Annotated in this window: 26 protein-coding genes and 2 riboswitches; of the genes, 3 read left to right on the top strand and 23 right to left on the bottom strand. The window is 43.1% G+C overall.

Annotation, left to right across the window (positions count from 1 at the left end; all coding sequences use genetic code 11):
* Positions 1 to 46: 46 nt before the first annotated feature.
* A riboswitch (purine riboswitch) is annotated at positions 47 to 146 on the bottom strand.
* Positions 147 to 383: 237 nt separating this feature from the next.
* The 3 genes from R7F67_RS08505 to R7F67_RS08495 form a co-directional block, all read right to left on the bottom strand.
* Positions 384 to 524 carry a PA3496 family putative envelope integrity protein gene (locus tag R7F67_RS08505; protein WP_017633782.1) on the bottom strand — a complete coding sequence of 47 codons (141 nt, stop codon included), beginning with the start codon at positions 522 to 524 and terminating at the stop codon, positions 384 to 386.
* Positions 525 to 574: 50 nt separating this feature from the next.
* Complete coding sequence (locus tag R7F67_RS08500) at positions 575 to 784, bottom strand: hypothetical protein (protein WP_005373692.1); 210 nt, start codon at positions 782 to 784, stop codon at positions 575 to 577.
* A gap of 240 nt (positions 785 to 1,024) precedes the next feature.
* A complete protein-coding gene (locus R7F67_RS08495; protein ID WP_005373691.1) occupies positions 1,025 to 1,234 on the bottom strand; it encodes a cold-shock protein in 210 nt (69 codons plus the stop codon).
* A gap of 401 nt (positions 1,235 to 1,635) precedes the next feature.
* Here R7F67_RS08495 and R7F67_RS08490 point away from each other — a divergent pair, with 401 nt between their 5' ends.
* Entirely contained in the window at positions 1,636 to 2,484 is an 849-nt protein-coding gene (locus tag R7F67_RS08490; RefSeq protein ID WP_017635146.1) for a pirin family protein, read from the top strand.
* 142 nt (positions 2,485 to 2,626) lie between these two features.
* On the opposite strand, the gene R7F67_RS08485 is transcribed toward R7F67_RS08490, so the two are convergent.
* The 10 genes from R7F67_RS08485 to R7F67_RS08440 form a co-directional block, all read right to left on the bottom strand.
* Positions 2,627 to 3,475, bottom strand: a complete 849-nt coding sequence (locus R7F67_RS08485) for a patatin family protein (protein WP_005373688.1) — start codon at positions 3,473 to 3,475, stop codon at positions 2,627 to 2,629.
* A 257-nt stretch (positions 3,476 to 3,732) separates the two neighbouring features.
* The gene (locus R7F67_RS08480) at positions 3,733 to 4,071 is read right to left on the bottom strand and encodes a hypothetical protein (RefSeq protein WP_017635147.1); all 339 of its coding nucleotides are present in this window, start codon (positions 4,069 to 4,071) and stop codon (positions 3,733 to 3,735) included.
* Positions 4,072 to 4,763: 692 nt separating this feature from the next.
* Entirely contained in the window at positions 4,764 to 5,195 is a 432-nt protein-coding gene (locus tag R7F67_RS08475; RefSeq protein ID WP_005373685.1) for a YccF domain-containing protein, read from the bottom strand.
* A 218-nt stretch (positions 5,196 to 5,413) separates the two neighbouring features.
* Positions 5,414 to 6,346, bottom strand: a complete 933-nt coding sequence (locus tag R7F67_RS08470; protein WP_017635148.1) for a Gfo/Idh/MocA family protein — start codon at positions 6,344 to 6,346, stop codon at positions 5,414 to 5,416.
* Between the two features lie 123 nt (positions 6,347 to 6,469).
* Positions 6,470 to 8,125: a phosphoethanolamine transferase gene (locus R7F67_RS08465; protein ID WP_258475572.1), complete on the bottom strand. Its 1,656-nt coding sequence runs from the start codon at positions 8,123 to 8,125 to the stop codon at positions 6,470 to 6,472.
* Between the two features lie 21 nt (positions 8,126 to 8,146).
* Positions 8,147 to 8,503, bottom strand: coding sequence for a diacylglycerol kinase (locus tag R7F67_RS08460; protein ID WP_017635149.1), 357 nt, complete (start codon positions 8,501 to 8,503; stop codon positions 8,147 to 8,149).
* 127 nt (positions 8,504 to 8,630) lie between these two features.
* A complete protein-coding gene (locus tag R7F67_RS08455; RefSeq protein ID WP_033906355.1) occupies positions 8,631 to 9,023 on the bottom strand; it encodes a hypothetical protein in 393 nt (130 codons plus the stop codon).
* 119 nt (positions 9,024 to 9,142) lie between these two features.
* A complete protein-coding gene (locus tag R7F67_RS08450; RefSeq protein ID WP_005373675.1) occupies positions 9,143 to 10,441 on the bottom strand; it encodes an ATP-binding protein in 1,299 nt (432 codons plus the stop codon).
* Positions 10,441 to 11,154 carry a response regulator gene (locus R7F67_RS08445; protein ID WP_005373673.1) on the bottom strand — a complete coding sequence of 238 codons (714 nt, stop codon included), beginning with the start codon at positions 11,152 to 11,154 and terminating at the stop codon, positions 10,441 to 10,443. The genes R7F67_RS08450 and R7F67_RS08445 overlap by 1 nt, the downstream gene beginning before the upstream one ends.
* A 213-nt stretch (positions 11,155 to 11,367) precedes the next feature.
* Positions 11,368 to 11,664: an isoamylase early set domain-containing protein gene (locus R7F67_RS08440; RefSeq protein WP_017635151.1), complete on the bottom strand. Its 297-nt coding sequence runs from the start codon at positions 11,662 to 11,664 to the stop codon at positions 11,368 to 11,370.
* A gap of 278 nt (positions 11,665 to 11,942) precedes the next feature.
* On the opposite strand from R7F67_RS08440, the gene R7F67_RS08435 reads away from it, so the two are divergent.
* Positions 11,943 to 12,323: a hypothetical protein gene (locus R7F67_RS08435; protein WP_017635152.1), complete on the top strand. Its 381-nt coding sequence runs from the start codon at positions 11,943 to 11,945 to the stop codon at positions 12,321 to 12,323.
* An 83-nt stretch (positions 12,324 to 12,406) separates the two neighbouring features.
* A complete protein-coding gene (locus R7F67_RS08430) occupies positions 12,407 to 13,006 on the top strand; it encodes a thiol:disulfide interchange protein DsbA/DsbL (RefSeq protein WP_238855354.1) in 600 nt (199 codons plus the stop codon).
* A 70-nt stretch (positions 13,007 to 13,076) separates the two neighbouring features.
* Here R7F67_RS08430 and R7F67_RS08425 read toward each other — a convergent pair whose 3' ends face one another.
* The 10 genes from R7F67_RS08425 to codB all read right to left on the bottom strand — a co-directional run bounded on the left by R7F67_RS08425 (position 13,077) and on the right by codB (position 22,501).
* Positions 13,077 to 13,322 carry a hypothetical protein gene (locus tag R7F67_RS08425; protein WP_005373664.1) on the bottom strand — a complete coding sequence of 82 codons (246 nt, stop codon included), beginning with the start codon at positions 13,320 to 13,322 and terminating at the stop codon, positions 13,077 to 13,079.
* Positions 13,323 to 13,474: 152 nt separating this feature from the next.
* The gene (locus R7F67_RS08420) at positions 13,475 to 13,918 is read right to left on the bottom strand and encodes a DUF3429 domain-containing protein (protein ID WP_318057149.1); all 444 of its coding nucleotides are present in this window, start codon (positions 13,916 to 13,918) and stop codon (positions 13,475 to 13,477) included.
* A 10-nt stretch (positions 13,919 to 13,928) separates the two neighbouring features.
* Positions 13,929 to 14,474, bottom strand: coding sequence for a glutathione peroxidase (locus R7F67_RS08415; protein WP_033906358.1), 546 nt, complete (start codon positions 14,472 to 14,474; stop codon positions 13,929 to 13,931).
* Positions 14,475 to 14,579: 105 nt separating this feature from the next.
* Positions 14,580 to 15,236, bottom strand: coding sequence for a 3,4-dihydroxy-2-butanone-4-phosphate synthase (gene ribB, locus R7F67_RS08410; RefSeq protein ID WP_005385579.1), 657 nt, complete (start codon positions 15,234 to 15,236; stop codon positions 14,580 to 14,582).
* Between the two features lie 113 nt (positions 15,237 to 15,349).
* A riboswitch (FMN riboswitch) is annotated at positions 15,350 to 15,490 on the bottom strand.
* Between the two features lie 104 nt (positions 15,491 to 15,594).
* A complete protein-coding gene (locus R7F67_RS08405) occupies positions 15,595 to 16,212 on the bottom strand; it encodes a hypothetical protein (protein ID WP_005373653.1) in 618 nt (205 codons plus the stop codon).
* Between the two features lie 117 nt (positions 16,213 to 16,329).
* Positions 16,330 to 18,183, bottom strand: a complete 1,854-nt coding sequence (locus tag R7F67_RS08400) for an MFS transporter (protein WP_170893120.1) — start codon at positions 18,181 to 18,183, stop codon at positions 16,330 to 16,332.
* A 146-nt stretch (positions 18,184 to 18,329) separates the two neighbouring features.
* The gene (locus R7F67_RS08395) at positions 18,330 to 19,088 is read right to left on the bottom strand and encodes a helix-turn-helix domain-containing protein (RefSeq protein WP_053304542.1); all 759 of its coding nucleotides are present in this window, start codon (positions 19,086 to 19,088) and stop codon (positions 18,330 to 18,332) included.
* Positions 19,089 to 19,727 (bottom strand): HD domain-containing protein, encoded by a 639-nt coding sequence (locus R7F67_RS08390; protein ID WP_017819864.1) that lies wholly within the window; start codon positions 19,725 to 19,727, stop codon positions 19,089 to 19,091.
* Positions 19,728 to 19,975: 248 nt separating this feature from the next.
* Entirely contained in the window at positions 19,976 to 21,253 is a 1,278-nt protein-coding gene (locus tag R7F67_RS08385; protein WP_053304541.1) for a cytosine deaminase, read from the bottom strand.
* 9 nt (positions 21,254 to 21,262) lie between these two features.
* Positions 21,263 to 22,501, bottom strand: a complete 1,239-nt coding sequence (gene codB, locus R7F67_RS08380) for a cytosine permease (RefSeq protein WP_053304540.1) — start codon at positions 22,499 to 22,501, stop codon at positions 21,263 to 21,265.
* Positions 22,502 to 23,083 lie beyond the last annotated feature (582 nt).

Raw genomic sequence — 23,083 nt, 5'->3', positions numbered from 1 at the left:
GGTATAGATAGAAATAAATCGAACGCTATCACAAAGAGTAAGACCCACGATGATCTCAACTCTTCGTAATCAGCACTTTGCGGGAACTGGTAGAGACCCCCAAACCATATCATTGGGGTTATACGAAGCAAACGAGAGGGATTATACGCAAAAATATCGCTTTGGCTATACGCAAATAACCTAACTGTCATTAGTCACGGGTTTTCCTGTGAGCGAAACGACTATTTGCAAGTCACTTGAGTATAGAGGAGCCAGTTGTTTTTGCGTGTGTGAGAGGCACGTGTAATTAGAAGAGTAGTCTAAAAGAGTGGAGATTCGTTTGAGCAAAGGTAGGTGGCGGTACCTTGCACAACGATAAAGGCAGAGAAAGCACTAGAGAGCATTTATAGATCGAATAACTTATCAAATTCTCTTTGTTCCATAATGTCTTCTATGCGGCGTCGAGTTTTCTGCTTTACCGCCGCCGCGTTTTGTTCAGACTCTTTTTTGTCTTTTTCTGACTGCTTCTTACTTTTTCTAGCCATTGGATACCTTCCAAATTAGTTGCATTATCCATTAATGCATGAAAACTGAATCAGTTAACAGTAAAACTTCCTAACTTTGAACCTGAATCACAGAGAATAGTTCCAGATTGCGTTTTCTCACAATATTCAAAATCGATCATGAAGCTATGAGAAAGAAGTTTCGGTAATACGTGCCTTCGTAAAATATCACCATTTAATTGATGTATTTTAGCGTTCCAAGAGGTTTGAGGTTGTTCTAAATTAAATTCAATTTCTAACATTTATTCTCCTGTTTTTTAGTGATTTTCTCTTTGTTAAGTAATTGATACCAATGCCTTTGACGGCCAGTTCTTTTTGAGGACATGATTTTTCCTATAAATAATAAATTAAGCAGTACTATTCAGTTTATTTTAGATAGCACAAAGCAATGCCTAAAATTAGGCTGAGTGATTGATGAAAGAATATTTTTGAAGGAGAGAGGTTTGGTGCAGCATGGGCATGCTACACCAAGAAAAGCAGTCTTATAGAGGAGTTACTTCAGTCGCTTGAGGACCTTTTTTACCTTGCTCTACATTGAAGCTTACTTTCTGACCTTCAGTCAGTGTTTTGAAACCGTCAGAAACGATAGCGTTAAAGTGTACGAATACATCTTGGCCGCCGTTGTCTTGAGATAGAAAACCGAAGCCTTTAGTTTCGTTAAACCATTTTACTGAACCAGTTACTTTCGACATAAAAATACCTTTGAATTAAACATTAAAATTATGATTTGTTTTGTGGATCTTTTCTAAGCTATTGAATGTTCAATCAAGAGGAAGTTGTACGCAGGTGTCTGAATTGGGGATTCAAGATTTTACTGAGAGGAAACTTAAACTAAATGTTGCATTAACAGCTCTCTTCTAAGAGCCAAGGCACACTATACACCTTGTTTAGAAAATAGCTACATTTATTTTAGATAAATTAAATGTGCTCATTATTAACTCGATAAATTGTATTGTTCGAAAAAGTTGAATAAGTAGAACGAATAGTATGGCTCATAATTTTAGCTCATCAACCTAAAATAGAACCTTATAGATAGCCATAGATTAAACATGCGATTTGCAAGCGGTCACAAAGATAAACTAGGAGAACTAGTATGAGTACATTCAGAGAAATTCGTCAGCTTATTCCTGCGCAACCTACTGCTGATGGTGATGGAGTGAAAATTCGCCGAGTAGCGGGTTTCAATCATGCTAGTTTTTCTCCATTTTTGATGATGGATGAACTCAAATCAGAAGACCGCGCTGACTATATCGGCGGTTTCCCTCCGCATCCGCACCGAGGTATTGAGACGCTTACTTATATGTTGAAAGGTCATTTCCAGCATCGTGATCATATGGATAATGTTGGTGAGCTTCGTTCCGGTGGTGCACAGTGGATGGCGGCAGGAAGAGGCGTCATCCATAGCGAAATGCCTATTATGAAGGAAGGCGAATTGCATGGTTTCCAAATTTGGATTAACCAGCCTGCGAAAAATAAGATGCAGCCAGCTCAATATCATGACTTTCAACCTGAAACGATCACTGAGTTTGATACTCCGAATACGGGGGTTGTACGTTTGATTGCGGGTCATATGACTATAAACAACGAACGAATTCAGGGGCCGCTAACAGAGACAGGTGTTGCTGCCACGGTAGCCGATTGGAGAGCGATGGGGGGGCAAGCTTTGAATTTGAACACGGATCAAGACAACAACATGATGCTCTATGTCTATAAAGGTCGTATTCAATTAAAAGGTCGTGAGATCAATCAAGGCGAAATGGCCATTTTATCGAAAGGTGAATGGGTTGAATTGCAGGCCGAAAAAGAGAGTGGTGCACTGATCTTTATTGGTGAGCCAATTAATGAACCCGTGGTGCATTATGGCCCTTTTGTCATGAATAGCATGGAAGAGATAGAACAAGCCATCCAAGATTACAACTCTGGGTTGTTTGAAACTTACTAGTTTGGACTGCCTACTCGCTTTTTCAGTTAGCGAGCAAATTAAAACAGTTTTGAGCCTGAATATTGGGCTCGACCAGAAGCAAATACGATAATCCACTGCCATCGAATTTGCGTTAGCCACGTTTAATCCACGTGGCTTTTTTCTACTTCTGACTCCATCGTATGATGGCTTCCTTTCCTGCTTCAATTCCTAACTCATAAGCATGACGCAGTGGTGCTGGCGATCGACTCAGCCGTTTCAACTTGAATGTTTCAGGAGGACACACTTGAATGATTTCGATACCAGGTGGTGGGTTGTTGATCAGCGCTAAGGTCTGATTGTAGCGAACTTCACGTGTCAACATCGGTTCAATTAATCCGGGCGTTTCTTTCAACATCCTCCTAGTTAGGGCGCTGAATCTTCCTCTTGGCTTTTGATAGCTTGCGGGTTGGCTGCGTAAAACCATAATTTTTTTGGCTCCTCGCTTTATTGCTTCTGCAACAGGAAGTGCGTCTGAGACGCCACCATCAACGTATTGAATTCCGTTCAGTGATACGCCATTTCGGTAAAGTACAGGCAGTGCGCTGCTGGCTTTCATTGTTTCTGCCAAGTCGTCGACATCAGGAAGGTGGTACTCCGCTTGCCCATTGTCTTGACGCGTCACGCCTAAAAAGAAAGGTCGTGAATCAGCTTTGAGCGCAGATTTATCGATGCCAAGTTCTTCGAGGGTGACATTCCACATCCAGTCTAAGTTCATCATATCACCACCACGTAGAAGTTGAGATGGAGAGATAAATTCTTTTCTTAAGCTGTAATCGAGGTAGATTTTTAAGTTACGTCCGGGCATTTTAGCTAAGTAGGCAGCCAAGTTGCTAGCACCCGCAGACACTCCCCAAAAGCTATCAAATGGAGAGAACTCGCTAGCAAGAAAATGATCGAGTATGCCGCATGAAAATACGCCTCGCATGGCTCCACCTTCGACAATCAATGCTCGAGAGCCTACTTTTTCCATCACTTCGCTCCACTCTTTATCAATCGGATAATAGCGTGCAGCTTAACGCATAATGGTTTTATACCCAAGTGGGCCAAAGGTCTAGGTTGCGTTCCTTTGAATAAAAAGGGCATCAACGGATGCCCTTGTCACTTTTAGCCTATGGAATTGCGGGTAATTGAGTCGCTAATTTAGTGAAGGAGACCGAGCCAATTAGCCCCCTTACATAGAGCCATACCTGTAGTCCCATACTGATCGTTGTTGGAATAGTTTGATGATCACTTGTTAAATAGGCATACAAACACTATCCAGAGCGTTGTAAGCAAAAGTAATGGGGTGAATACTTTCTGGATAGAAGCGCCATCAGTTAAATTGTAAATTTTGATGGATTCATTATAGAACGCTCGTTTGAATTCTTTGAAGCTAATGTCGCTCTTCGCATGCGACTGTTCATAGTGCTGGTGCGCAGCGTCCGATAGCTGGTATTCCAAGTCTTGGAGCTCGTACTCCTTGTTAAAAAACGCATCCCAAGCCGAAAGGCGGGCTATCGTTTTAGGAGATGGATCCCCATTTAGTTTCTCTAGACGTTTAGCATAAGCTGCTTGATATTTATCCACGGTATATTCCTGTCTGAATAGACGTTGAGTTAGAACATATGTAAAAAAGAAAAATAAGTAATAAAAGGTTTTTTACGTTCTATACCTGTGATAAATGCTAAAAATTTCAATGCTCTAGCACTCCGATGTCGCAAATGATATTGATGGAATTGCTCTGCGACAAATAAAATAATTACTCTAGATAACAACGAATTTTTGTTGTTTTTTTTAAAAACTGATCATGAGATTGAGTGGGGATTTTTACCGAGAAGAATTTCGCTACTGTAACTGTCTATATTTACTCAAAAAGAGAAAATCTTAGAAGCTTTCTTTGATTGATGTGAGATATTTTAGGTCGAAAAGCATTAATTTTGGCTATGCTTATAGTTCGTCTTTTTTGTTGTTGAACTCTACTTCGAGGGGGAAAGAACCCATATTTCGAGCATAGGATAGCTCGCTTTTTCGTTACGTCGTTCTTGGAGTTTGAATCAGTGACGACGCTATGAGTCTAGCATCTTGAACTCACTTGGGTGTATTGATTAATTATAAAAGTAAAGCAGTGCTGAGCTAGGATAAACTTCAACGTAAAGGTGACGGTATGAATATACAATCAGCCATTATTGAATATGCGATAGCGATTATAGGCTTACTTTTGACGGGCGTTACCCTCTGAGCATGACTGCCCAGAGGATAGAAAGCGCATTAGCTTTTTGCTAACGATTGATGTTGTATCGAGCCATTGCAGCTTCTTCTGACGATACAACCGTTTTACCAATTGGTGCGAGTGAAATAACCGCTAGCTTGAGGTGTTGGAGCGCAAACGGAATGCCGATTATGGTGACAAAGCATGCTGCTGCAGAAAGTACGTGACCGATAGCTAACCAAAGGCCTGCAAATACAAACCAAAGGACGTTACCAATAACGCCGAGCGGACTCGTGCCAATGTCCATTTCATTGGTCAATTCATCGCGTGAGATGGCCTCTTTACCGAATGGGAAAAAGGAAAAATTACCCATAACGATACACGCACGCCCCCAAGGTATTCCGATGATGCTAATAAAGGCCAAAATACCAAAAAACCACCATAGCAACCCCATAAATACGCCACCAAATACAAACCAAATGATGTTACCAAGTGTTCTCATTCTATTTCCTTTATTCTTGAATGTGATGATTCAGATACCTGAGAGCAGCGTAAAACAAATCTAAACCGTCTGTTTTGTCGATGTGTGCTTTTGTGCCCTCATTCACCTGATTGATAGAATAATCGCTGTAGTCTTAACAGAGAATGAATGCCTTCCCTAAGGCAAGTCTTTTTAGTATAGAGCGTAATACTCAATCAAGCATATAGCCAAGAATCGCATTATCTAGAGACAACTTTCTCGATATATTGACAAATTTGCTCTGCCAATCGATGGCTGGCAATGTTGCGTTTTACTACTTCATTAGCAATATTTCCAGACTCAACGACGCCAAACCAGTCGAGCAACATCGAATGGAAACCTTTACTCGTTAGCATTGGCGTCCAGTCTTTCAAATTGATTTTTTGCTCTTGGTTAGCTTGCCATAGTTTGCCTTCAACGAAGGAGTCGAACTCAACTGCCTTGTTTGCATAACAAGCTTGAACGCGCTCTGTAGTGATACCGAAGTGGCGATTCATCGAGGCGTGGAGCAAAGTATCTCCATGTTGCCACTGAATATCTAAACGCGCCAACTGACTACCTTCAAGTTGATGAGTTACATAAGCATCTTTTAGATCGGCTTTGGCTGTGACGTTAACGCTGTCTAATGGGTGAATAAAATCATCAAATATAAAGGTACGAACATCCCCCGGTAGTTGGTGACGGTTCTTTTCCCAGCGTAGCGACTTTAAGTCAGATATGTTGCCTTGCTGCACTTGTGGCATATGTTGGTTGTAAAGTGGAATGTGACGACGGTTAAAGCCCACATAGAGTGGCTGTCTCTCTTTTTCGGCAATGTCGTACAGCTTTTCTACGTCATCAGCACTATTCGCTAATGGTTTGTCGACAAAGGTTGGAATTCCATGCTGCAGAAAAAATGCCGCTATTTGAGGGTGTACGCTTGTTGCCGCATGAATCATGACGGCATCGACGCCAAAGTGCAGAAGTTGCTGGTAGTCTTGGCAGATCTCTGAGATTCGATACTGCTTAGCCAGGCTCTCAAGTGTGTTTGGGTTGCGGGTACAAAATACAAGTTCGATATTTGGAAGCTGAGTGATAACAGGAAGGTATGCTTTCTGAGCGATATCCCCTAGACCAATAATACCAATTTTCATCCTAGTCCTTATCTCGATGTATGGATCGCGGACTGTCAGTATAACGCTTGGCGCGGCGATGAGTTTAAATACCTTGTTAGAAAAAGCCTGATTCACACTTTGAGCCAGGCTTTATTGAATGGTTTAGGAAACGGCTCGGCAGGCTTTGAATATATCTAACTTGCTATCGTAGGCTTGAGTTTGTACATCCATAATGCCTAATAAAGAGTGGAACACGTTATCATGTGAGTATTGGCCTGCATTCTGTGCTTGTTTATACAAACAGTCGGTATTGATCTGCTTCGCTTGTTTAAAGCCCGAAGACAGCCACATAATCAAAGGAACGCGTTTTTGGAAATCTGGTGCAAGGCCATAAGGCATACCATGTAAGAACAATCCGTTTTCGCCTAGTGACTCACCGTGATCCGATATGTAAATTAGCGCAGTATTATACTCAGACTCTAACGCTTTAAGTTTTTTGATGGTTTCTGCCAATACAAGATCGGTGTAGCGTATTGTATTGTCATATGTGTTCACTATTTGTTCGATGCTACAGTTTTCGATATCTGCACGTGGACAGTCTGGTTTAAAGAAGGCGTTGTCTCTTGGGTAACGCTGAAAGTAGGTCGGACCGTGGCTTCCTATAAGGTGTATGGCGACCACTCGGTTACCGTGCATATCCGCGACTTCCTGATCAAAATGATCTAATAGCGCCATGTCGTAACAAGTTTGGCCATTACACATAGGGCTTACTTGCTTTCGATCAACTTCGATTTTCTTGATCTTGTGGGCTACTTCTTTATCCCCACCGTCATTTTCTTTCCAAATGAGGTCAACCCCGGCGCGCTGCATTATATCGAGAGCATTGTCCTGGTTATCCGCTTTGGCGCGTTCAAACTCGTTTCGCGTGAGCTGTGAAAACATACAAGGCACAGATACAGCAGTAGCGGTGCCACAAGACGCGACGTCTTGAAATGAGATAACATCCAGTTTACTAGTATAAGGGTTTGTCTCTCGTGTATAGCCATTGAGTTGGTAGTTCTGCGTTCGAGCGGTTTCTCCTACGACAAAAACCAGTAGTGTTGGTTTGCGCTGTGCTTGCTGTACGGCGCTATCTGACTGCTTTGCATCTGTGCCGATTTCTCGATATGGCTCTGGCGTGGTGAAATATTTCTCCTTCACATACCCGGTCGCGCTGTAAACGAACTGGGTGGGTATGATGATTTTTTTTAGGTGGCTATTGTTGCGCCCTACAGATGCGTAGTCTTGATAGTACACGCTGGCAATGACGGCGATGACAGCTAGCGACGACAGCATCGATACTAATTTGGTAACAGAGAAGTACAGTAATTGGTGACGTTGAGATTGCAGCTTGACCTTAAAGACAATTATCGCTGGGATAACTCCCATAATCAGCGTCCAAATTACAGAGTGAGCACTCAGGTAAGAACTCGCCTCGCTCGAATCGGTTTCAACAATATTGGCAATCATTCCAGAATCGAAAAGTGTGCCATAGTTATAGCTTGCGTAGCTCACCATACTTGAAACAATGATTAAAATTATAAAGAACGGCTTGCCGATCCAAGGCCAACTAAATAAATTAAAAAGGAAATTGAGCGCGGCAAGAAAGAAAATTGGTATTGTGATAATAAATCCAATCTTGACATTATCTAAGTGTGTAAAGATGCCGATCAGTTCTTTATAAATAGGGATATTTACGACGAGAGCGAAATACAGCGCCAACAGGAAAGTAAAGGTAACGTAAGAGATACCTCTCTGTTGTAAATCATGTGTCTTCATAATGAGTGTCTTGAATAAAAATTAGAGCAAGAACGAAGCCCAAATAAAAAGGGCAAGAGTTAACGCAACAAATACTGCTGCTGAGCCAATATCTTTGGCTCTACCACTGAGCTCGTGCCAGTCATCGCTAACACGGTCGACAACCGCTTCTACGGCGGAATTAATGAGTTCTACGATCAATACCAAGAACAGGCTACTGATCATCAGCACTCTTTCGTATGTGGTGACAGGAAGGAAAAAAGCACAGACGGAAAGCACCAAGGCGAGAATCAATTCTTGTCTAAAAGCGGCTTCGTGTGTCCATGCGGCTTTCAATCCTTGAAATGAATAGCCGGTCGCATCCATGACACGGCGTATACCTGTTTTACCTGGCTTCAAAATATGACCTTACTATTTAAGCATTGGGATGGAACACATATCCCAGAGAGGTAACGAGATTAATCGTTACAGCGTGAAACATTTGTGAATAGAATCCATCGCGCGATAATTTAAGAAAAGTGCTTATTTAATCAAGATCGTAGACGGTATAGCCTTTGTGCTGGAGGCATTTACGCAATACGAGAGATTGAGTTTTGGTTGAATCATTTGTTGCACTCAAAGCACCAGCTCCAGCTCCTACAGCACCGCCGGCCGCAGCACCGACAGCCGCTCCACCTAATCCGTCTTCTAGCGCACCAGCAGCTGCGCCGATCAATGCGCCTGTAACTGCCCCATTAGTGGCTTCAGATTTCGCTGCCTCTGATTTGTCGACATTTTCTGCATAGCCTTGGCAGTAAAGAAAGTCTTGTTCATATGTACTAGGGTCGACATTGGTCATGTCGACGACAGGTTTTTGGTTGTAGGCGCAAGCTGTAAGCGTAGAAGTAAGCGCCATAATCAGGATAAAAGATTTATACATGAGTACTATCCATTTAGTGTGTGAATCTTATGGATTAAATGTACACTGTTTTATTGTTGGGCTCTGTCGCTTGAGTGTATTGAAGTGTCGTCTTCTGTAAACGGGGTAGGAAGGTTAAGTTAACTGTCTGATTTTTTGAGGCTAAGTGTGAAGCAAGCTCCTCCAAGTGGGCTATGGCAAATCGAAACTTCTCCACGTTGAAGCTCCATTATCTGTCTGACAATCGCCAAGCCGAGCCCAAACCCGCTCGTCTTTTTGTTGCGAGATTCATCCGCACTGTAAAATGGTTCGAATAGATGAGGCCAATGCTTTTCTTCAATACCTATGCCATCATCATGAACATTGATGAAGCAGCGGTGCTGATCGTGTTTTATCTCTACTAAAATCTGCTTATCCGCGTACCGCATTGCATTGCGCAGCAAGTTATCTAAGGCTCGCTTTAACAATTTTGGGTCAGCAAACGCGAGAACGTTTTCTGAGTTTACTTCTTGAAGCGAGATAGCGAGCGTAGTCTCTTTTTGCCATCTCTGTCGTAATTCTTTGACTAAGTTGAATAGGACGACTTCTTCTTGAGTTTGTAATGCTGTGTCAGGACGCTCCATCTTTGCGTAGTAAAGCAATTCTTCAACCATTTCTTCCATCTCGTCAATGTCTTCGACGATACTGTAAACATACTTTTTCTGTTGTTCAGTTAAGGTTGAATCCGATAACAAATCTGCTTGCCATTGTAAGCGGAAGATTGGGGTACGCAATTCATGTGCAACGGCGTTAGTTAGCATTTTATTGCTAGTGATCAAGCGAGATACTTTATCGGCCATCGTGTTAAAGCTTTTGTTTAACGTCCCAACAGACTTAGCGCTTGAGGTACTAGCTCGAGCCTTGAAGTTACCTGAGGCAAACTCAACGGTCACTCTCTCTAGCTCTCGAATCCGACGGCTTAAGAACCAGATCAACAATATGCAATACAGAGCAAATCCAGCTAAAAAGAACAACCAAACGATATTGTCATCAAAGTTGGCTGCTTTAACCACAGGACTATTCGGATTATCGCTCATTTTAAAGATAGGCGTGCTCGCATCTAGGCGGAACCAGATATCCCTTTCTTCATCGTAAGCGACGTTAACGGAGGTATCACTTTCAAACGCCTTTTTGATGTCTGTTGGAAGCTCTTCAAGCGTATGAGGCACCAACAAACGATGGCTTGATGTGGCAAATTGTTCCAACTGTTGTTGAGTATATTCTAATCCGTGTTCTTTATAGATAGGGTAGATCAGATCGTGAAAAGCTTGACCCTCATGCTCTTGTAATAGGTAGTCATAATCTGTGTTGATCTCATAAACTAAGAACTCGTATCCCCACAAGCTAGCCATAAACAGAATGATAAGGCCAACAAAGCTTTCCAGATAAATCCGTCTCATTATTCATTCCATGCATCAGGCATAAATAGGTAGCCTTTGCCGCGAACGGTAATGATTTTTTGTGGTGAGCAAGAAGCATCGCCTAGCTTCTTTCTCAGTGTCACTATGCGATTATCAATGGTGCGGTCTGTTCCATCGTATTCAATACCACGTAGTGTTTTGGTCAGCCACTCACGTGATAGTGTTTTTTCAGCATGCGTAGCAAGAACCCACAACAAATCGAACTCGCCGTCTGTCAGCGCAATTTCTTCTTGGTTCATTACGCACGATTTACGCAATCGGTTTAAACACAGAACACCAATTTGTAGGCCGTTTTCGGACTCGGTAGGCGCCGCCTCTTTTCTTCTTAATAGCATGCGAATACGAGCCAGCAATACGCGAGGTTTGATGGGTTTAGTAACAAAGTCATCTGCGCCTATTTCTAATGCGGCGACATGATCGAAGTCATCATCACTTGCTGTCAGCATCAACACTTTGCCTTTGTAGCATTCTCGGATTTGACGACATACACTCAGACCATCTTGCCCGGGTAGCATCAAATCTAACAGCACCACGTCTGGTTGTGTGTCAATAATCGCATTGGGTGCGTCCGTCCCATTGTCGATACATTTGACCTGAAAACCTTGTTCAACAAAATACTCACCCAACATAGTTTGTAATTTGGGATCGTCTTCCACAATGATTAGAGATGGTTTGATTTGTTGTGCGTTCATTTAAGTGATGTATACAATATTTAATATCAATGGAACTTAAACAAATTTACGAATTATTTCAAATAAAGCTTTCTCAGAATAAGGTTATCGGATGAGTTAATTGGATAAAATTGCCAATTAATAATTTAAATCTAATCACCTATCACATTTAGAGAGATGCAAAAAGGCGCAACGTTTGCGCCTAGGTATGGAATCTTAAAGCGAAATTACCGCTTATTCGGTGGTACACACGACGCTGTTGTCGCTGCCAAAAACATTTGGAACGTAAGCATCAGCTTGTGGGTCATTTTCCCACTTCGCATCATCGAGCAAGTAACGGAACTGAACATTCTGCGCTTTAGGTAAGCGGGTTTTAAATTTAAACTGACGACTTTTCTTCACTAATTTCATCGGTTCTGGCTGCCAGTTGTTGAAGTCTCCAGCAATTTGGACAGAGTCCCACTGATCTTTATCTAGCTCGAACGTGACTTCGACTTCATCTTTTGTCTTAAAGAATCTCTTTTTAAGCATTGATCTTTCCTTGTTCGTACAAAAACTGTTCTAACTATTACTCGTGTTTCATAATGATTTCAAGTTTTATCGAATTGTTGCTGGTATCTGATGAGGGGAGTATCCGAACGGTGAATAGCTCGTTGTGCTGGTTTCGTGTACTGAGGGAGCGTTAGAGAGAAAATTCACTAGCCTAAAATAGTCAAAGAACAGAGTTTGTTAGCGAGCCGAGAGTCCGTATCTTGAAGTCAAACCGTTATCATGTATTATCTTAAATCACCATTTTCCTTGATGTAGCTATGTTGAAGTTTAACCGTACATTGTTCACTGCGATAGTTTGCTTAGTTGCTATGCTTTTGAGTAGTGTCGCTCCTGTGGCGCAGGCTTCCGCTCCGATGAAAACAATTGAAGTACGCGATCTTATTGTTCAACAGGCTTCTCTGCACAAACAACTTGGCGTCAATGACGACTGCGTAGAATCACATCACGATGAGTTAGCCATCAATAAGGCACAACAATCTCACACGAGTTGTAGCTCTTCCTGCATGGTCAAAATTCCCGCCAACTTATCTCAAAACGACTTACTGCTTCTTCCTTATAGCCTTGCCTTGATTGATAGGCCTCTAGTCGAAAAAGTAGTGACAGTGATCACCAAGCTTTATCGTCCTCCGATTGTTTAATTCCTCATCTCAAATTACTTGGGGTTTACTCCTTTTTACCAAATGAAATGATTTGGCATTTGAATGCCACAAGGAAATAAACAATGAAAAAACTACTTGCCTTATGTAGTGCACTTTTACTGACTTTTACCACTCATGCAGCGCAATTTGAAGAAGGGAAGCACTACAAAGTTCTGGATGTTAAGAAAGCATCGAAACCTGTTGTGACGGAATTCTTTTCTTTTTATTGCCCACATTGCTACAAGTTTGAGTCGCTTATTGAGCGTTTAAAACCTGCTCTGCCAAAAGAGGCAAAGTTTGAAAAGGTACATGTGGGGTTCATGGGCGGAGATATGGCGATTCCGATGGCCAAGTCCTACGCGACGATGGTGTCGCTAGGAGTTGAAGATACAATGATTCCTGCCATGTTTGCCCAAATTCATCAAAAGCGACAAGCGCCAAAAGACGAAGCTGAGCTGAAACAGCTGTTCGTTGATAATGGCGTAGAAGGTAAGAAGTTTGATGCGGCGTACAATAGTTTCGCCGTAAACTCAATGCAGAAAGGTTTTGATAAGCAATTCTCTGCTAGCACGTTGAGAGGGGTTCCGGGTGTGGTTGTGAACAATAAATACATTGTTTTGGCCAACGAAATTCGTACTTACGACGAGTACAATCAATTAGTTAATTACTTATTGACGCTGTAACTATAAATAGCATCGATACTTAAAAATGGCGACGGTAGAGTCGCCATTTTTTATGCTTATCACTTTCGTATTATCTAAGAACGCTTGTACATGCTTGAGTCGGAACACTAGTCATAAATATGGCATGCGGATAAAACAAGCTAGCAGCAGTGATTGCAACATTACATGGCTGAGCAATCGTGGTTTTAATCACATTGGTAAGCACAGCGCCTGTATTATTTACTGTTTGAGCGGCGGCTTGTTGTGCCTGGTAAGACACGCAACCTGTCGTTGCATTGATCATCGCAGTGCTAAACAAAAGTTTGCGAAAAAACATATTCATATCCTTTGTGAATGCTTTGAATTACTTATATGTGGATTGATTCATAAATGAAACAAAACAGTGTTCAAAATATGTGTGCATTCACGAAATGAACATTGTTTTATAAAAAGACGTTTTTTTGTGATCTTAGTACTGGACAGACCAGGTTATGAAACTAAAGCCAATCCGTGCATTACGATTACGCCGAAGGTCAGTTTGCTCCTCATTCCTTGATATCCCTTGGGCTCGGCGTCTTGTTCGACTTTCCTCACGAGCTTTTCTGCATACCAAACAGCAAGATACCCAATTGCTAAGAGTAGGGTAGCGACCGCGTAATGTTTGTGGCCCTGCAGTAATGCGCCCCAAGCCAGTAAGACAAAAAGGTTGCTGAGAATTAATACATTTCGGCTAAGGCGGTGGTAGTAATGCTCAATGCCATTACCCCAAAGGATGCCAGATAAAAAACTTAATATAACGGCGCTATATGCGATGAAAAATTGCTGACCACTTAAATTGAAGAGTGAGATGTCAGTGAAAATCAGCCCTAAACTAAACACAAATGGAACCAGGCTTAAGTAACCGAGTTGTAGCATGGTTGAGCGTGTTGTCATGGTCGTCACCTTACAATTGTTGCTCTATCATATTGGTAAGCGTAGTACTTGTCGGTGATGTGGAGCTTGGAAAAGTAGCAATAACTTTACCTTCAGAGCTAATCAGAAACTTGTAGAAGTTCCATTTTGGTTTTATGCCTGCTTGGTTAGTAATTTGGTTGAAGACTGGGTTCGCATCTACACCTAATACTGAAGAGCGAGCCATCATTGGAAAGGTTACCCCGTAATCGAGATAACAGACTTTCGCAGTGTTTGTTTCGCTTCCTCTATCTTGTCGAAAGTCATTGCTCGGGAAACCGATAACGGTGAAGTTTTGGTCTTTGTAAGTTTGATAGAGGGTTTCTAACTGTTCGAACTGAGGAGTGAAGCCGCACTGGCTTGCTGTATTGACGACTAGTAGTGTCTTTCCCTTAAAGCTTTCGCATAGATCGACTTCTTCCGTTGAGTTTAACAACCTTTGCTTACCTTGAAGAATATCAGGGCACTCAGATGCAAGAGCAAGCGAATTCATGGAGAGAAAGCTAACGAGAGCGGCGAGTTTCAGTAATCCTTTCATGGTGTTGTTCCCCTTGTTTTCAATAAGTATAACTACTCAAGTGCAAAGAGGATCGATCAAAAAAGCCGCACAAATGCGCGGCTTTTTTCAAGAGCTGAGATCTGACTATGCCAGTTTCAACTCGAACTGGTTCAGGTACATTACCATGTCTTCAATCGTCAGTACCGGCATGTTGTGCAGGCGACCGAATGCTACGATCTCCGGTGCCTTTGCCATCGTGCCATCTGGATTGGTCACTTCACACAGTACGCCAGCGGGTTGAAGCCCTGCCATTTGCATCAGATCAATCGTACCTTCTGTGTGACCACGGCGAGTCATTACACCACCTGGACGTGCACGCAGAGGGAATACGTGACCCGGGCGAGCAAGATCTTCCGGTTTTGCGTGCGGGTTTGCCGCCGTTTTAATGGTCGTTACGCGGTCTGCTGCTGAAACACCCGTTGTTACACCAACTTTCGCTTCAATAGAAACCGTAAATGCGGTTTGGTTTGCGCTGTTGTTGTTTACCACCATTGGAGGCAGTTCCAGTTTGTCTGCTTGAACATCTGTTAAGCACAAACAAACGATGCCGCTACATTCGCGGATCATCAATGCCATTTGCTCGTTAGTGAGGTGCTCGACTGAATAAATGATATCGCCTTCGTTTTCGCGATCTTCATCATCAAGAAGCAGTACGCCACGGCCTTCTTTTAAAGCGATAAGTGCGTTTTCAACGCGAGTAATTGGGTCGCCGAATTCGGCAAGTAGTGATGACTGATTCATGGTTAACTCCTAAATTTCACCAGAATCAGGGCGGTATGAGAGATCGCCGTAAAATACGATCAAAAAGAAGTGCACCAGCATTCTTAGCGATCTGACTCGCTATGCTGGTGTATTCTTATTCTCTTTCATCCGGACTATAACCGTCGGCTCTGGCATCTCACCAGATCTGCTGACCTCGACGAATCGAGCGCTCGCGGGCTCACTTGAAAAAGTATACCGCCGGTGGGGAATTTCGCCCCGCCCTGAGAACAATTAAAAATGTACCACTTCATCCAAGTTGTGAAGAAGTGGAGCTAGGATAGTACTGCGAACTGAATAGCTTGGAAAGTCGATTCCATCTGTATGATGGAAAAGTGTGCTATCGACGGAAATAATCTGTGCGAATAAAGTGATCAATCTGCTGCGGCACGAAGGTGTTGTAAATCAGGCTCGTATGCGTTTGCTTCACTTCGATATGATCTTGCATACCGTCCAGTCTTGTCTCTTCTACGGTAACGGTACCGTCCGACATGGTGTTGTCATTACGGATCAACAATGGGCGAGCGCCAATCGGCATCGTTCCTGCGATACTGCCGAGTTTTTGAGGGAAATCCCAGGCGTCATCATGTTTGTTTAATCCGTGGTGTGGCGAATTGCCTAAAATTGCACCCAATCCGAGATCTTGAATTCGACCTACAATGGACGCGCCTTTAAGAGGCGAACCGATAGCGACAACATGAGAGATTAAGTTAGTGCTCGGTTTTCTGTTGGCGAGATAGCGCTTAATCATCAAGCCCCCCAAGCTGTGTCCCACGAGCACGTTTGTGGTCAGTGGATTAAGCGAATGATCAATAGAATCAAACAGTGAAGACTCATCGATAGCAACAGTGTTATAGCTGAGTACTTGCGTTTCGTATCCGAGTTTTCTCAGCTTTTGGCTAAGAGGCTGCATGACCAGCCCATGCATATAAAGACCATGTAAGATGATGATTTTCATAATACCTCCTAGATTTATGACGTCGTAGATATCCTACTCTAATTGACAAGAAACTACTTGTGCTTTGTGGTGCCTATTTACGTTTTGCTGCAAAGTTTGACTGCTGTAGCAAGCGACTCAGCCCAGTAAATCCTGTACTTGTTGTTGCAATTGATGACGATTTAAAGACGCAGGACTTAACACTTCACCGATAACAACATCCACTTTTGACCAAAAACGAGTCGGTCGTTTTGTGAGAGCATGTCCGCCTTTATGGCTGAAAAAAGAACCCCAAAGCCCTTTTAACGCCATAGGGATGACAGGAACAGGGTTACGTTCAAGGATTTTCTCTACACCAGGGCGAAACTCACCCAATTGACCGTTAGACGTTAAACGACCCTCAGGGAAGATACAGACAACCTCACCGTCGTAAAGTGCTTGTTCAATCTCCTCAAATGCTCGTCGGTAAGTGTCGGCACACTTACGTGGAGAACAGATCGGGATAACACCGGCATGACGGAATACATATTTAAGAACAGGTAGCTCGCTGATGGACTTGTCCATCACAAAACGAACCGGGCGAGTAGAGGTTCCCATCAAAATCAATGCATCGACATAGCTAACATGGTTAGCCACGATTAACGCAGCACCTTGTTCAGGAATATGTTGGCGCCCCTTTACTGACACACGATACATACAATGGCTGAGTAAATAACTGATAAAGCGTTGTGTAAATTCCGGTACTTGGCGATAGACATAGATCGCCACGAAAAAGTTACTTATTGCCATCATGGTAAACAGTTCCACAATAGAAAGCTCTAGTACGCTGAGTACAACGATCGAAACCAAAGCAGACACCACCATAAACAACGCATTCATGATGTTGTTAGCAGCAATGGCACGTGCACACTCCCCTTTGTTTGAACGCGACTGGATGAACGCATAAAGAGGAACAATAAAGACACCGCCGCTTACACCAACAAGGAACAGGTCAATCATGACGCGCAGATGTTTGGATTCAGCAACGAAGCTTTGCACATCATAAAAGTGCACCGGAAGTGATGGATAGCTTGGGACTGCCCATAGCAAGTCGACGCCAAACACTGTCAGTCCAAGGATACCGAATGGCAAAATACCAAGCTCAACGTGGTTGAAAGAAAGTTTTTCACACAACCAAGAGCCTGTCGCGATACCAATCGAAAACAATGCCAACAGTAAAGAAACGACAGTGCTATCTGCGAACAAATGTTCGCGTGCGAAGTTAGGGAATTGAGTTAGGTAAGTCGCACCCATGAACCAGAACCAACTGATGGCAAGAATAGACATCCAGATGCCTCTCTGTTTTTTTGCCACTTTTAACGTGTTCTTTAAACCAGAAATCGGTTCAAATTTCGCTTTGTCATTCGATTGGCTAGGCATCGTTGGAATATTCACGCTGCTCATGAACCCAAGCAAAGACAAGGCAATCACGGTACAAGAAGCAATCAAGGTACCATTAGGAATGGCTAGCAGCAGGCCTGCGCTAAGCGTACCTATAAGAATCGAAAGAAACGTGCCCATTTCAACCCAAGCATTTCCTTTAACAAGCTCATTTGGTTTGAGCGCTTGTGGTAACAAGGCGTATTTCACGGGACCAAAATAGGCCGATTGAGTGCCTGTCATAAACAGCAGAACCAGCATCAGCATGGCACTTTGGGTGGCAATAGCGGTTGCTGCGCAAGACATGATAGCTAGTTCGATGAGCTTTAGACGTCGGATTAATTTGGCTTTGTCCATGCTGTCAGCGACGGCACCAGCATGCGCTGAGAATAGAAAGAAAGGTAGGATGAATAAGCCTGCCGCCAAATTAACGAATAGATTGACGGATATTGGTAGGTTATCAATTTGGCTGTATGTCACCATCAATAACAGAACGTTTTTGTAGATGTTGTCATTGAGTGCGCCAAGGCATTGCGTCACAAAGTAAGGAAAAAAGCGTTTTGAGAAAAACATACGGGCCCCGATTAAACAAAGTCGAATGAGATGGGAGCACTTTATGCTCAATGAACGATTAAACCAGCTTTCTCTTTCAAGTGACGTTGTATGCCACCAAAAGTAACGAAATTCGTTACTTTCATTTCCATTCGTTTATTGAGTTACTAATTCCGAGACTTCTGAGTAGGTTTTCTTTCCCATGGTTCAAACAGAGGGAACGTCCAACGACGCATCGCAATAATCAGAGAGGTGCCGTGTTTTTCGTCCATATCGAGAGAGCTATCATTTTGGCAAGCCTGATAAAACTCATCGATGACCTTTTGCAGTTTCTGTTGTAGCTTCTTGTTGGTTGGTACACTCATCAATCCTGTTGCCATGGAGAACTTTTCATCTTCACCAGAAAAGTAGCTTTGGAAAAAGGCGTCTTGAACTTGCTGTTGGAAGAACCGTTGAATAGGGCCGCCCATCTGCCACTTAAATGTCGGAGATATACGCAAACGAATTTTGTTATTTGGCTGCAAGTCGATGATGTTCAGACGATCCAAATGAGCAAGCTTTTGCACCAGTTCAAACTCATTGAAGGTGTATTGCTGAACGATTTGCTCAAACTGATAGCCATTTACAACACAGATTGCCACGAGTAGCAGGGCTTTATCATCAACCAACTGCTTTTCTTGCTCTAACGTTAGCGACTCTAGACCTTTATTGTGCGCAGCCGCGATCTTAAACAGTTCCGCCATTTCTAAACCAATCAATTGGCAAATGCGTTCTAAGCGTTCAAGACTAATGTGTTGACCTTCAGCGAGTAAACGTTTGACGCTTCCTTCACTTAAATCAAGGTGTTGTGCAACATCGGCATAATGCAGCCCAGCTAACTTTAGTTGGCGTTTAAGCTCTTTAATTAACGTATAGCTTTCTGACATTTACGCTGTTACCTCGTCGTGTAACTGCTCTAGGTACGTTTGCATAAAGGTTTTGCGTTTTTGCGCTTCGCGTCTTGCTGACTCTGTGTTCATGGTTTCAGCGATTTTGAATAACTTGGTTTGAAAGTGATCCAGAGTGAATTGTTTATCGTTAAGTTCACGTTCTTCGGCAAATATATCGCTGTCGTTGTAAAGTTGCGCGTTAAATTGAGTGCTGACTTGAATGCATCGCGTCACGCCAATTGCGCCTAAAGCGTCCAGACGGTCGGCATCTTGGACGATTTTAGCTTCCAACGTATTTGGCCTGATGTTTGCGCTAAAGCTGTGTGCCTCTATCGCATGAGCAATGGCATCATGATATTGCTGCGGATAATCGATACTCTCTAAAAATGCGACCGCTTTTTTGGCTGCGATGATTGAGCTCTCTTTGCGATTTGGGTGATCTTTCGGGTAAGTAAAGCAATCATGCAAATAGGCAGCCGGTAATACAATCGCGATGTCTGCATTTTCTTCTTTGCAGAGCTGTTTCGCTGTTTTGACCACGCGTTTTACGTGTTTAAGATCATGAGCTGCATCTACTTGCATCTCTTGCTGCATAAATTCCAAAAATTGCGGTTCTATCTGGCTTAATGACGTCATGGTTCATATCTACAACTAAAATGAAGTCAGAAGTATGCCCAACGCTTAGAATAATTTCCAAGTGCGATGGTGTAATTGAGATTCAGCCACCAGAACCTTGTGCAACGTTTGGTACTGAGCCGTTTTATATGGCCTTTCAATGTGTTCAGTGGTTTATGAGACAAGAATAGACAGAGCGAGCAGTGATGTTTACCAGTAGAAAAAAGGCCTGACGATGTCGTCAGGCCTTTTTCGTCACGCCGATCTTTTTAGCGTTTGAACGTTACTTGCTCTGCTTGTTCAAGATGAATATGAGTCGTCGCAGGCTGTGTTTCTGCAATCACTTTACCGTGACGAACAGAGTAGCGAACCGGCACTTGGCGACGTACTGCGTCAAAACCATTTTCTGCGGGAAGAATCAGTAAACTACCTGGTTTGCCTTCTTCAATACCGTGCTTGTCTTGAATGTTCAGTGTACGTGCTGAATTGGTGCTGATCAGATCCAGTGAGTTGTTGATTTGGTCGTAACCCATCACATGACACACGTGCAGACCCATATGCAGCACTTGCAGCATGTTTGCAGTGCCTAGTGGGTACCAAGGGTCAAATACATCATCGTGTCCAAAGCAGACGTTGATGTTGGCATTCAGCATCTCTTTCACTCGTGTTACGCCGCGACGTTTTGGGTAATCATCAAAACGGCCTTGTAGGTGAATGTTCACCAATGGATTTGCCACGAAGTTGATACCGGACATGCGTAATAAACGGAACAGGCGAGATGCGTATGCACCGTTGTAGGAACCCATCGCTGTGGTGTGACTGGCCGTGACTTTATTCCCCATATCAAACTTGTGCGCTAATGCTGCCAGTGTTTCAACGAAGCGAGATTGTTCGTCATCGATTTCATCACAATGCACGTCGATCAGGCGGTCGTATTTTTGCGCTAACTCGAATACGTAGTGCAGCGATTCAATGCCATATTCGCGTGTGAATTCAAAGTGTGGAATCGCGCCAATCACGTCCGCACCTAATTTGACGGCTTCTTCTAGCAGCTCTTTGCCATTTGGGTAAGAGAGAATTCCTTCCTGCGGGAAGGCGACGATTTGGATATCTACCCATTCTTTCATCTCTTCACGCACTTCTACCATCGCTTTTAGGGCAATTAGGGTAGGGTCTGAAACATCGACGTGGGTACGAACGTGTTGTACGCCGTTTGCTATCTGCCATTTTAAGGTTTGTTTTGCGCGCGCTTTCACGTCTTCAATCGACAGCATTTCTTTGCGCTCAGCCCAACGTTCAATACCCTCAAACAATGTGCCAGAGATGTTCCAGCTAGGCTCGCCTGCGGTTTGAGTTGTATCTAAGTGAATGTGTGGCTCGCAGAAAGGCGCAACCGCCATACCGCCTTCAGCATCGATGATGTCACCGTTATGACTAAGCTCCACATCGTTGCTTTCAATGCGCTTGAATTGACCATCTTCAATCAAAATTTGCTGCAGACCTTCTTGTCCTTTTAGCGTTACGTTTTTGATCAGTAGTGTTGTCATGATGGTTCCTTACGCTGGCTGTGTAGCCAGTGCTTTTTTGTTAAGAATAGGATTAAGAATCAGGAAGCTAATTGCGCCGCCAAGTACAGCGTTAATCGGCACTACGCCAGGCAGGAAGTGTCCCGCACCAACGCCAATCACGACAGCGATAATGCCAGCCCAGTTAACGTTTTGGAATTGGGCGGCTTCAAAGTTTGCGTAGCGTTTACGGTTCGTGGAGAAGTCAGCGATGATCACACCGCCAATCGGTGGAATTGCCAAAGATAAGAAGGTCAGCCAGCCAACAAAGTTATTGTAGAGCCAGAGAGCGCAAAGTGTGCCAACAAGACCGTTCGCCATTGAGATGTATTTACTTGGTAAGCCTGTGATGTTGGAAAATCCAAGACCCGATGCGTAGAGCGCGTTGTCGTTGGTCGTCCAGATGTTCAAGCCAAGAACGATGATAGCTGGAATAAGAAGACCTTGCGCGATCATCACTTCAGAGATGTCTGATTGACCCGTCACCGACGCACCTGCCGCGCCAAAGATAAACATTAACGAGTTACCGATGAAAAATGCCACCATGGTGATCATCACGGCGCTGCGCGGCTTTTTACCAAAGCGCACGAAATCTGCCGTTAATGTACCAGCACTGACAAAAGAGCCGACAACCATCGCGAGAGCTATTGAAAAATCGAGTGGCTCGGTTGGTTGAACTTGTTGTAGTTCGCCAATACCACCAACGCTATTTACTGCCTCGATGACAGAGTAGCCGCCAAGTAGCGCAATGGCAGGAACGGCAATTGCTGACAACACCATCAGTGCGGAGATGCCAAAGTAAACGGTCGCGGTCATGAGCAAACCGGATACAAGGATCAACGTGTTGGTATCGATGCCCGTTGCTTTATGCACCGGAATCGCAAACATCGCGACACCAACTCCAAACCACCCAACTTGAGTACCGCCAAGAAGAGCAGAAGGAAGCCAAGAGCCTTTAGAACCAAAAGAGAAACGAGCAAGAAGGTGAGTAGAGAGACCAGTAGAAGCGCCGATGTAACCGAGGAAAGAAGTGTAAATACCGAGGATTAGGTTACCGATGAGAACAGCGAGGAAAAAATCATTAAAGGAGAGCCCAGTACCGAGAGAACCCCCAGTCCACATACTTGCGGAGAAAAAAGTGAGTCCTAACATCACCATTGTAAGTGATGCCACGCCTTTTCTGGCCGTGTCGGGAACTGGTCCAAGACTGTAGTTATTGTCTCCAGCCATTATTACCTCCGCACATTGAAATGTTAAATTATAGCACCTGGTTTTCAGGCAAACGGCGCGTATTATCGTGATGTAAATTTAATAGTCAATGATAAAATTGCAGTTTAAACGTTTGCTTGGTTTTTGATGTCTATTTTTTATTTTAATAACAATGGCTTGATTTTTTTCTTATAAAGGTAAAAAGTTTGTTTTTACGTGTTTTATATGATTTATAGACAGGTTTTCTATGTGAAATGAATGTTTTGAATTGCTATTTATGTTTATGGATTAAATTTATCTATAACTCTAGATTGTTCAGTCGATTTCTATGAAAAGAAAACGATTTCATGATGAGGTTTTTGGTTTGGACGTTATTTGTTCTTTTTTGGGTGTGTTTTCTTGGTTTTATTTTGTTTTGGTGATTTATTTTTGTTGAAGCTGGTATTTCTAATGGCTTAGTGGGCGAATATTTGAATTTTATAAACAGTAAACAATCTGTTGTGGGTAAGAAAAGTACAACCGAGCTCGGTCAGAGGATAAGAGGGCAATAGCCACATAAAAAAATAGCCAACCGCAAAGAGTGCGATTGGCTTATATACATGT

It is taken from the genome of Vibrio sp. YT-17 (assembly GCF_033337375.1).
GTDB classification, from domain to species: domain Bacteria; phylum Pseudomonadota; class Gammaproteobacteria; order Enterobacterales; family Vibrionaceae; genus Vibrio; species Vibrio alginolyticus.
This window is presented reverse-complemented; position numbering and strand designations above follow the sequence as displayed.

What these genes read in the sequence shown, in the direction of transcription:
- R7F67_RS08425 (WP_005373664.1), bottom strand. Translation starts at nt 13,322, where the DNA reads ATGTTTTTTCGCAAACTTTTGTTTAGCACTGCGATGATCAATGCAACG.
- R7F67_RS08470 (WP_017635148.1), bottom strand. Translation starts at nt 6,346, where the DNA reads ATGAAAATTGGTATTATTGGTCTAGGGGATATCGCTCAGAAAGCATAC.
- R7F67_RS08485 (WP_005373688.1), bottom strand. Translation starts at nt 3,475, where the DNA reads ATGGAAAAAGTAGGCTCTCGAGCATTGATTGTCGAAGGTGGAGCCATG.
- R7F67_RS08405 (WP_005373653.1), bottom strand. Translation starts at nt 16,212, where the DNA reads ATGAAAATCATCATCTTACATGGTCTTTATATGCATGGGCTGGTCATG.
- R7F67_RS08400 (WP_170893120.1), bottom strand. Translation starts at nt 18,183, where the DNA reads ATGTTTTTCTCAAAACGCTTTTTTCCTTACTTTGTGACGCAATGCCTT.
- R7F67_RS08385 (WP_053304541.1), bottom strand. Translation starts at nt 21,253, where the DNA reads ATGACAACACTACTGATCAAAAACGTAACGCTAAAAGGACAAGAAGGT.
- R7F67_RS08390 (WP_017819864.1), bottom strand. Translation starts at nt 19,727, where the DNA reads ATGACGTCATTAAGCCAGATAGAACCGCAATTTTTGGAATTTATGCAG.
- ribB (WP_005385579.1), bottom strand. Translation starts at nt 15,236, where the DNA reads ATGAATCAGTCATCACTACTTGCCGAATTCGGCGACCCAATTACTCGC.
- R7F67_RS08500 (WP_005373692.1), bottom strand. Translation starts at nt 784, where the DNA reads ATGTTAGAAATTGAATTTAATTTAGAACAACCTCAAACCTCTTGGAAC.
- R7F67_RS08415 (WP_033906358.1), bottom strand. Translation starts at nt 14,474, where the DNA reads ATGAAAGGATTACTGAAACTCGCCGCTCTCGTTAGCTTTCTCTCCATG.
- codB (WP_053304540.1), bottom strand. Translation starts at nt 22,501, where the DNA reads ATGGCTGGAGACAATAACTACAGTCTTGGACCAGTTCCCGACACGGCC.
- R7F67_RS08440 (WP_017635151.1), bottom strand. Translation starts at nt 11,664, where the DNA reads ATGCTTAAAAAGAGATTCTTTAAGACAAAAGATGAAGTCGAAGTCACG.
- R7F67_RS08445 (WP_005373673.1), bottom strand. Translation starts at nt 11,154, where the DNA reads ATGAACGCACAACAAATCAAACCATCTCTAATCATTGTGGAAGACGAT.
- R7F67_RS08505 (WP_017633782.1), bottom strand. Translation starts at nt 524, where the DNA reads ATGGCTAGAAAAAGTAAGAAGCAGTCAGAAAAAGACAAAAAAGAGTCT.
- R7F67_RS08450 (WP_005373675.1), bottom strand. Translation starts at nt 10,441, where the DNA reads ATGAGACGGATTTATCTGGAAAGCTTTGTTGGCCTTATCATTCTGTTT.
- R7F67_RS08495 (WP_005373691.1), bottom strand. Translation starts at nt 1,234, where the DNA reads ATGTCGAAAGTAACTGGTTCAGTAAAATGGTTTAACGAAACTAAAGGC.
- R7F67_RS08455 (WP_033906355.1), bottom strand. Translation starts at nt 9,023, where the DNA reads ATGTATAAATCTTTTATCCTGATTATGGCGCTTACTTCTACGCTTACA.
- R7F67_RS08430 (WP_238855354.1), top strand. Translation starts at nt 12,407, where the DNA reads ATGAAAAAACTACTTGCCTTATGTAGTGCACTTTTACTGACTTTTACC.
- R7F67_RS08435 (WP_017635152.1), top strand. Translation starts at nt 11,943, where the DNA reads ATGTTGAAGTTTAACCGTACATTGTTCACTGCGATAGTTTGCTTAGTT.
- R7F67_RS08420 (WP_318057149.1), bottom strand. Translation starts at nt 13,918, where the DNA reads ATGACAACACGCTCAACCATGCTACAACTCGGTTACTTAAGCCTGGTT.
- R7F67_RS08475 (WP_005373685.1), bottom strand. Translation starts at nt 5,195, where the DNA reads ATGAGAACACTTGGTAACATCATTTGGTTTGTATTTGGTGGCGTATTT.
- R7F67_RS08490 (WP_017635146.1), top strand. Translation starts at nt 1,636, where the DNA reads ATGAGTACATTCAGAGAAATTCGTCAGCTTATTCCTGCGCAACCTACT.
- R7F67_RS08465 (WP_258475572.1), bottom strand. Translation starts at nt 8,125, where the DNA reads ATGAAGACACATGATTTACAACAGAGAGGTATCTCTTACGTTACCTTT.
- R7F67_RS08395 (WP_053304542.1), bottom strand. Translation starts at nt 19,088, where the DNA reads ATGTCAGAAAGCTATACGTTAATTAAAGAGCTTAAACGCCAACTAAAG.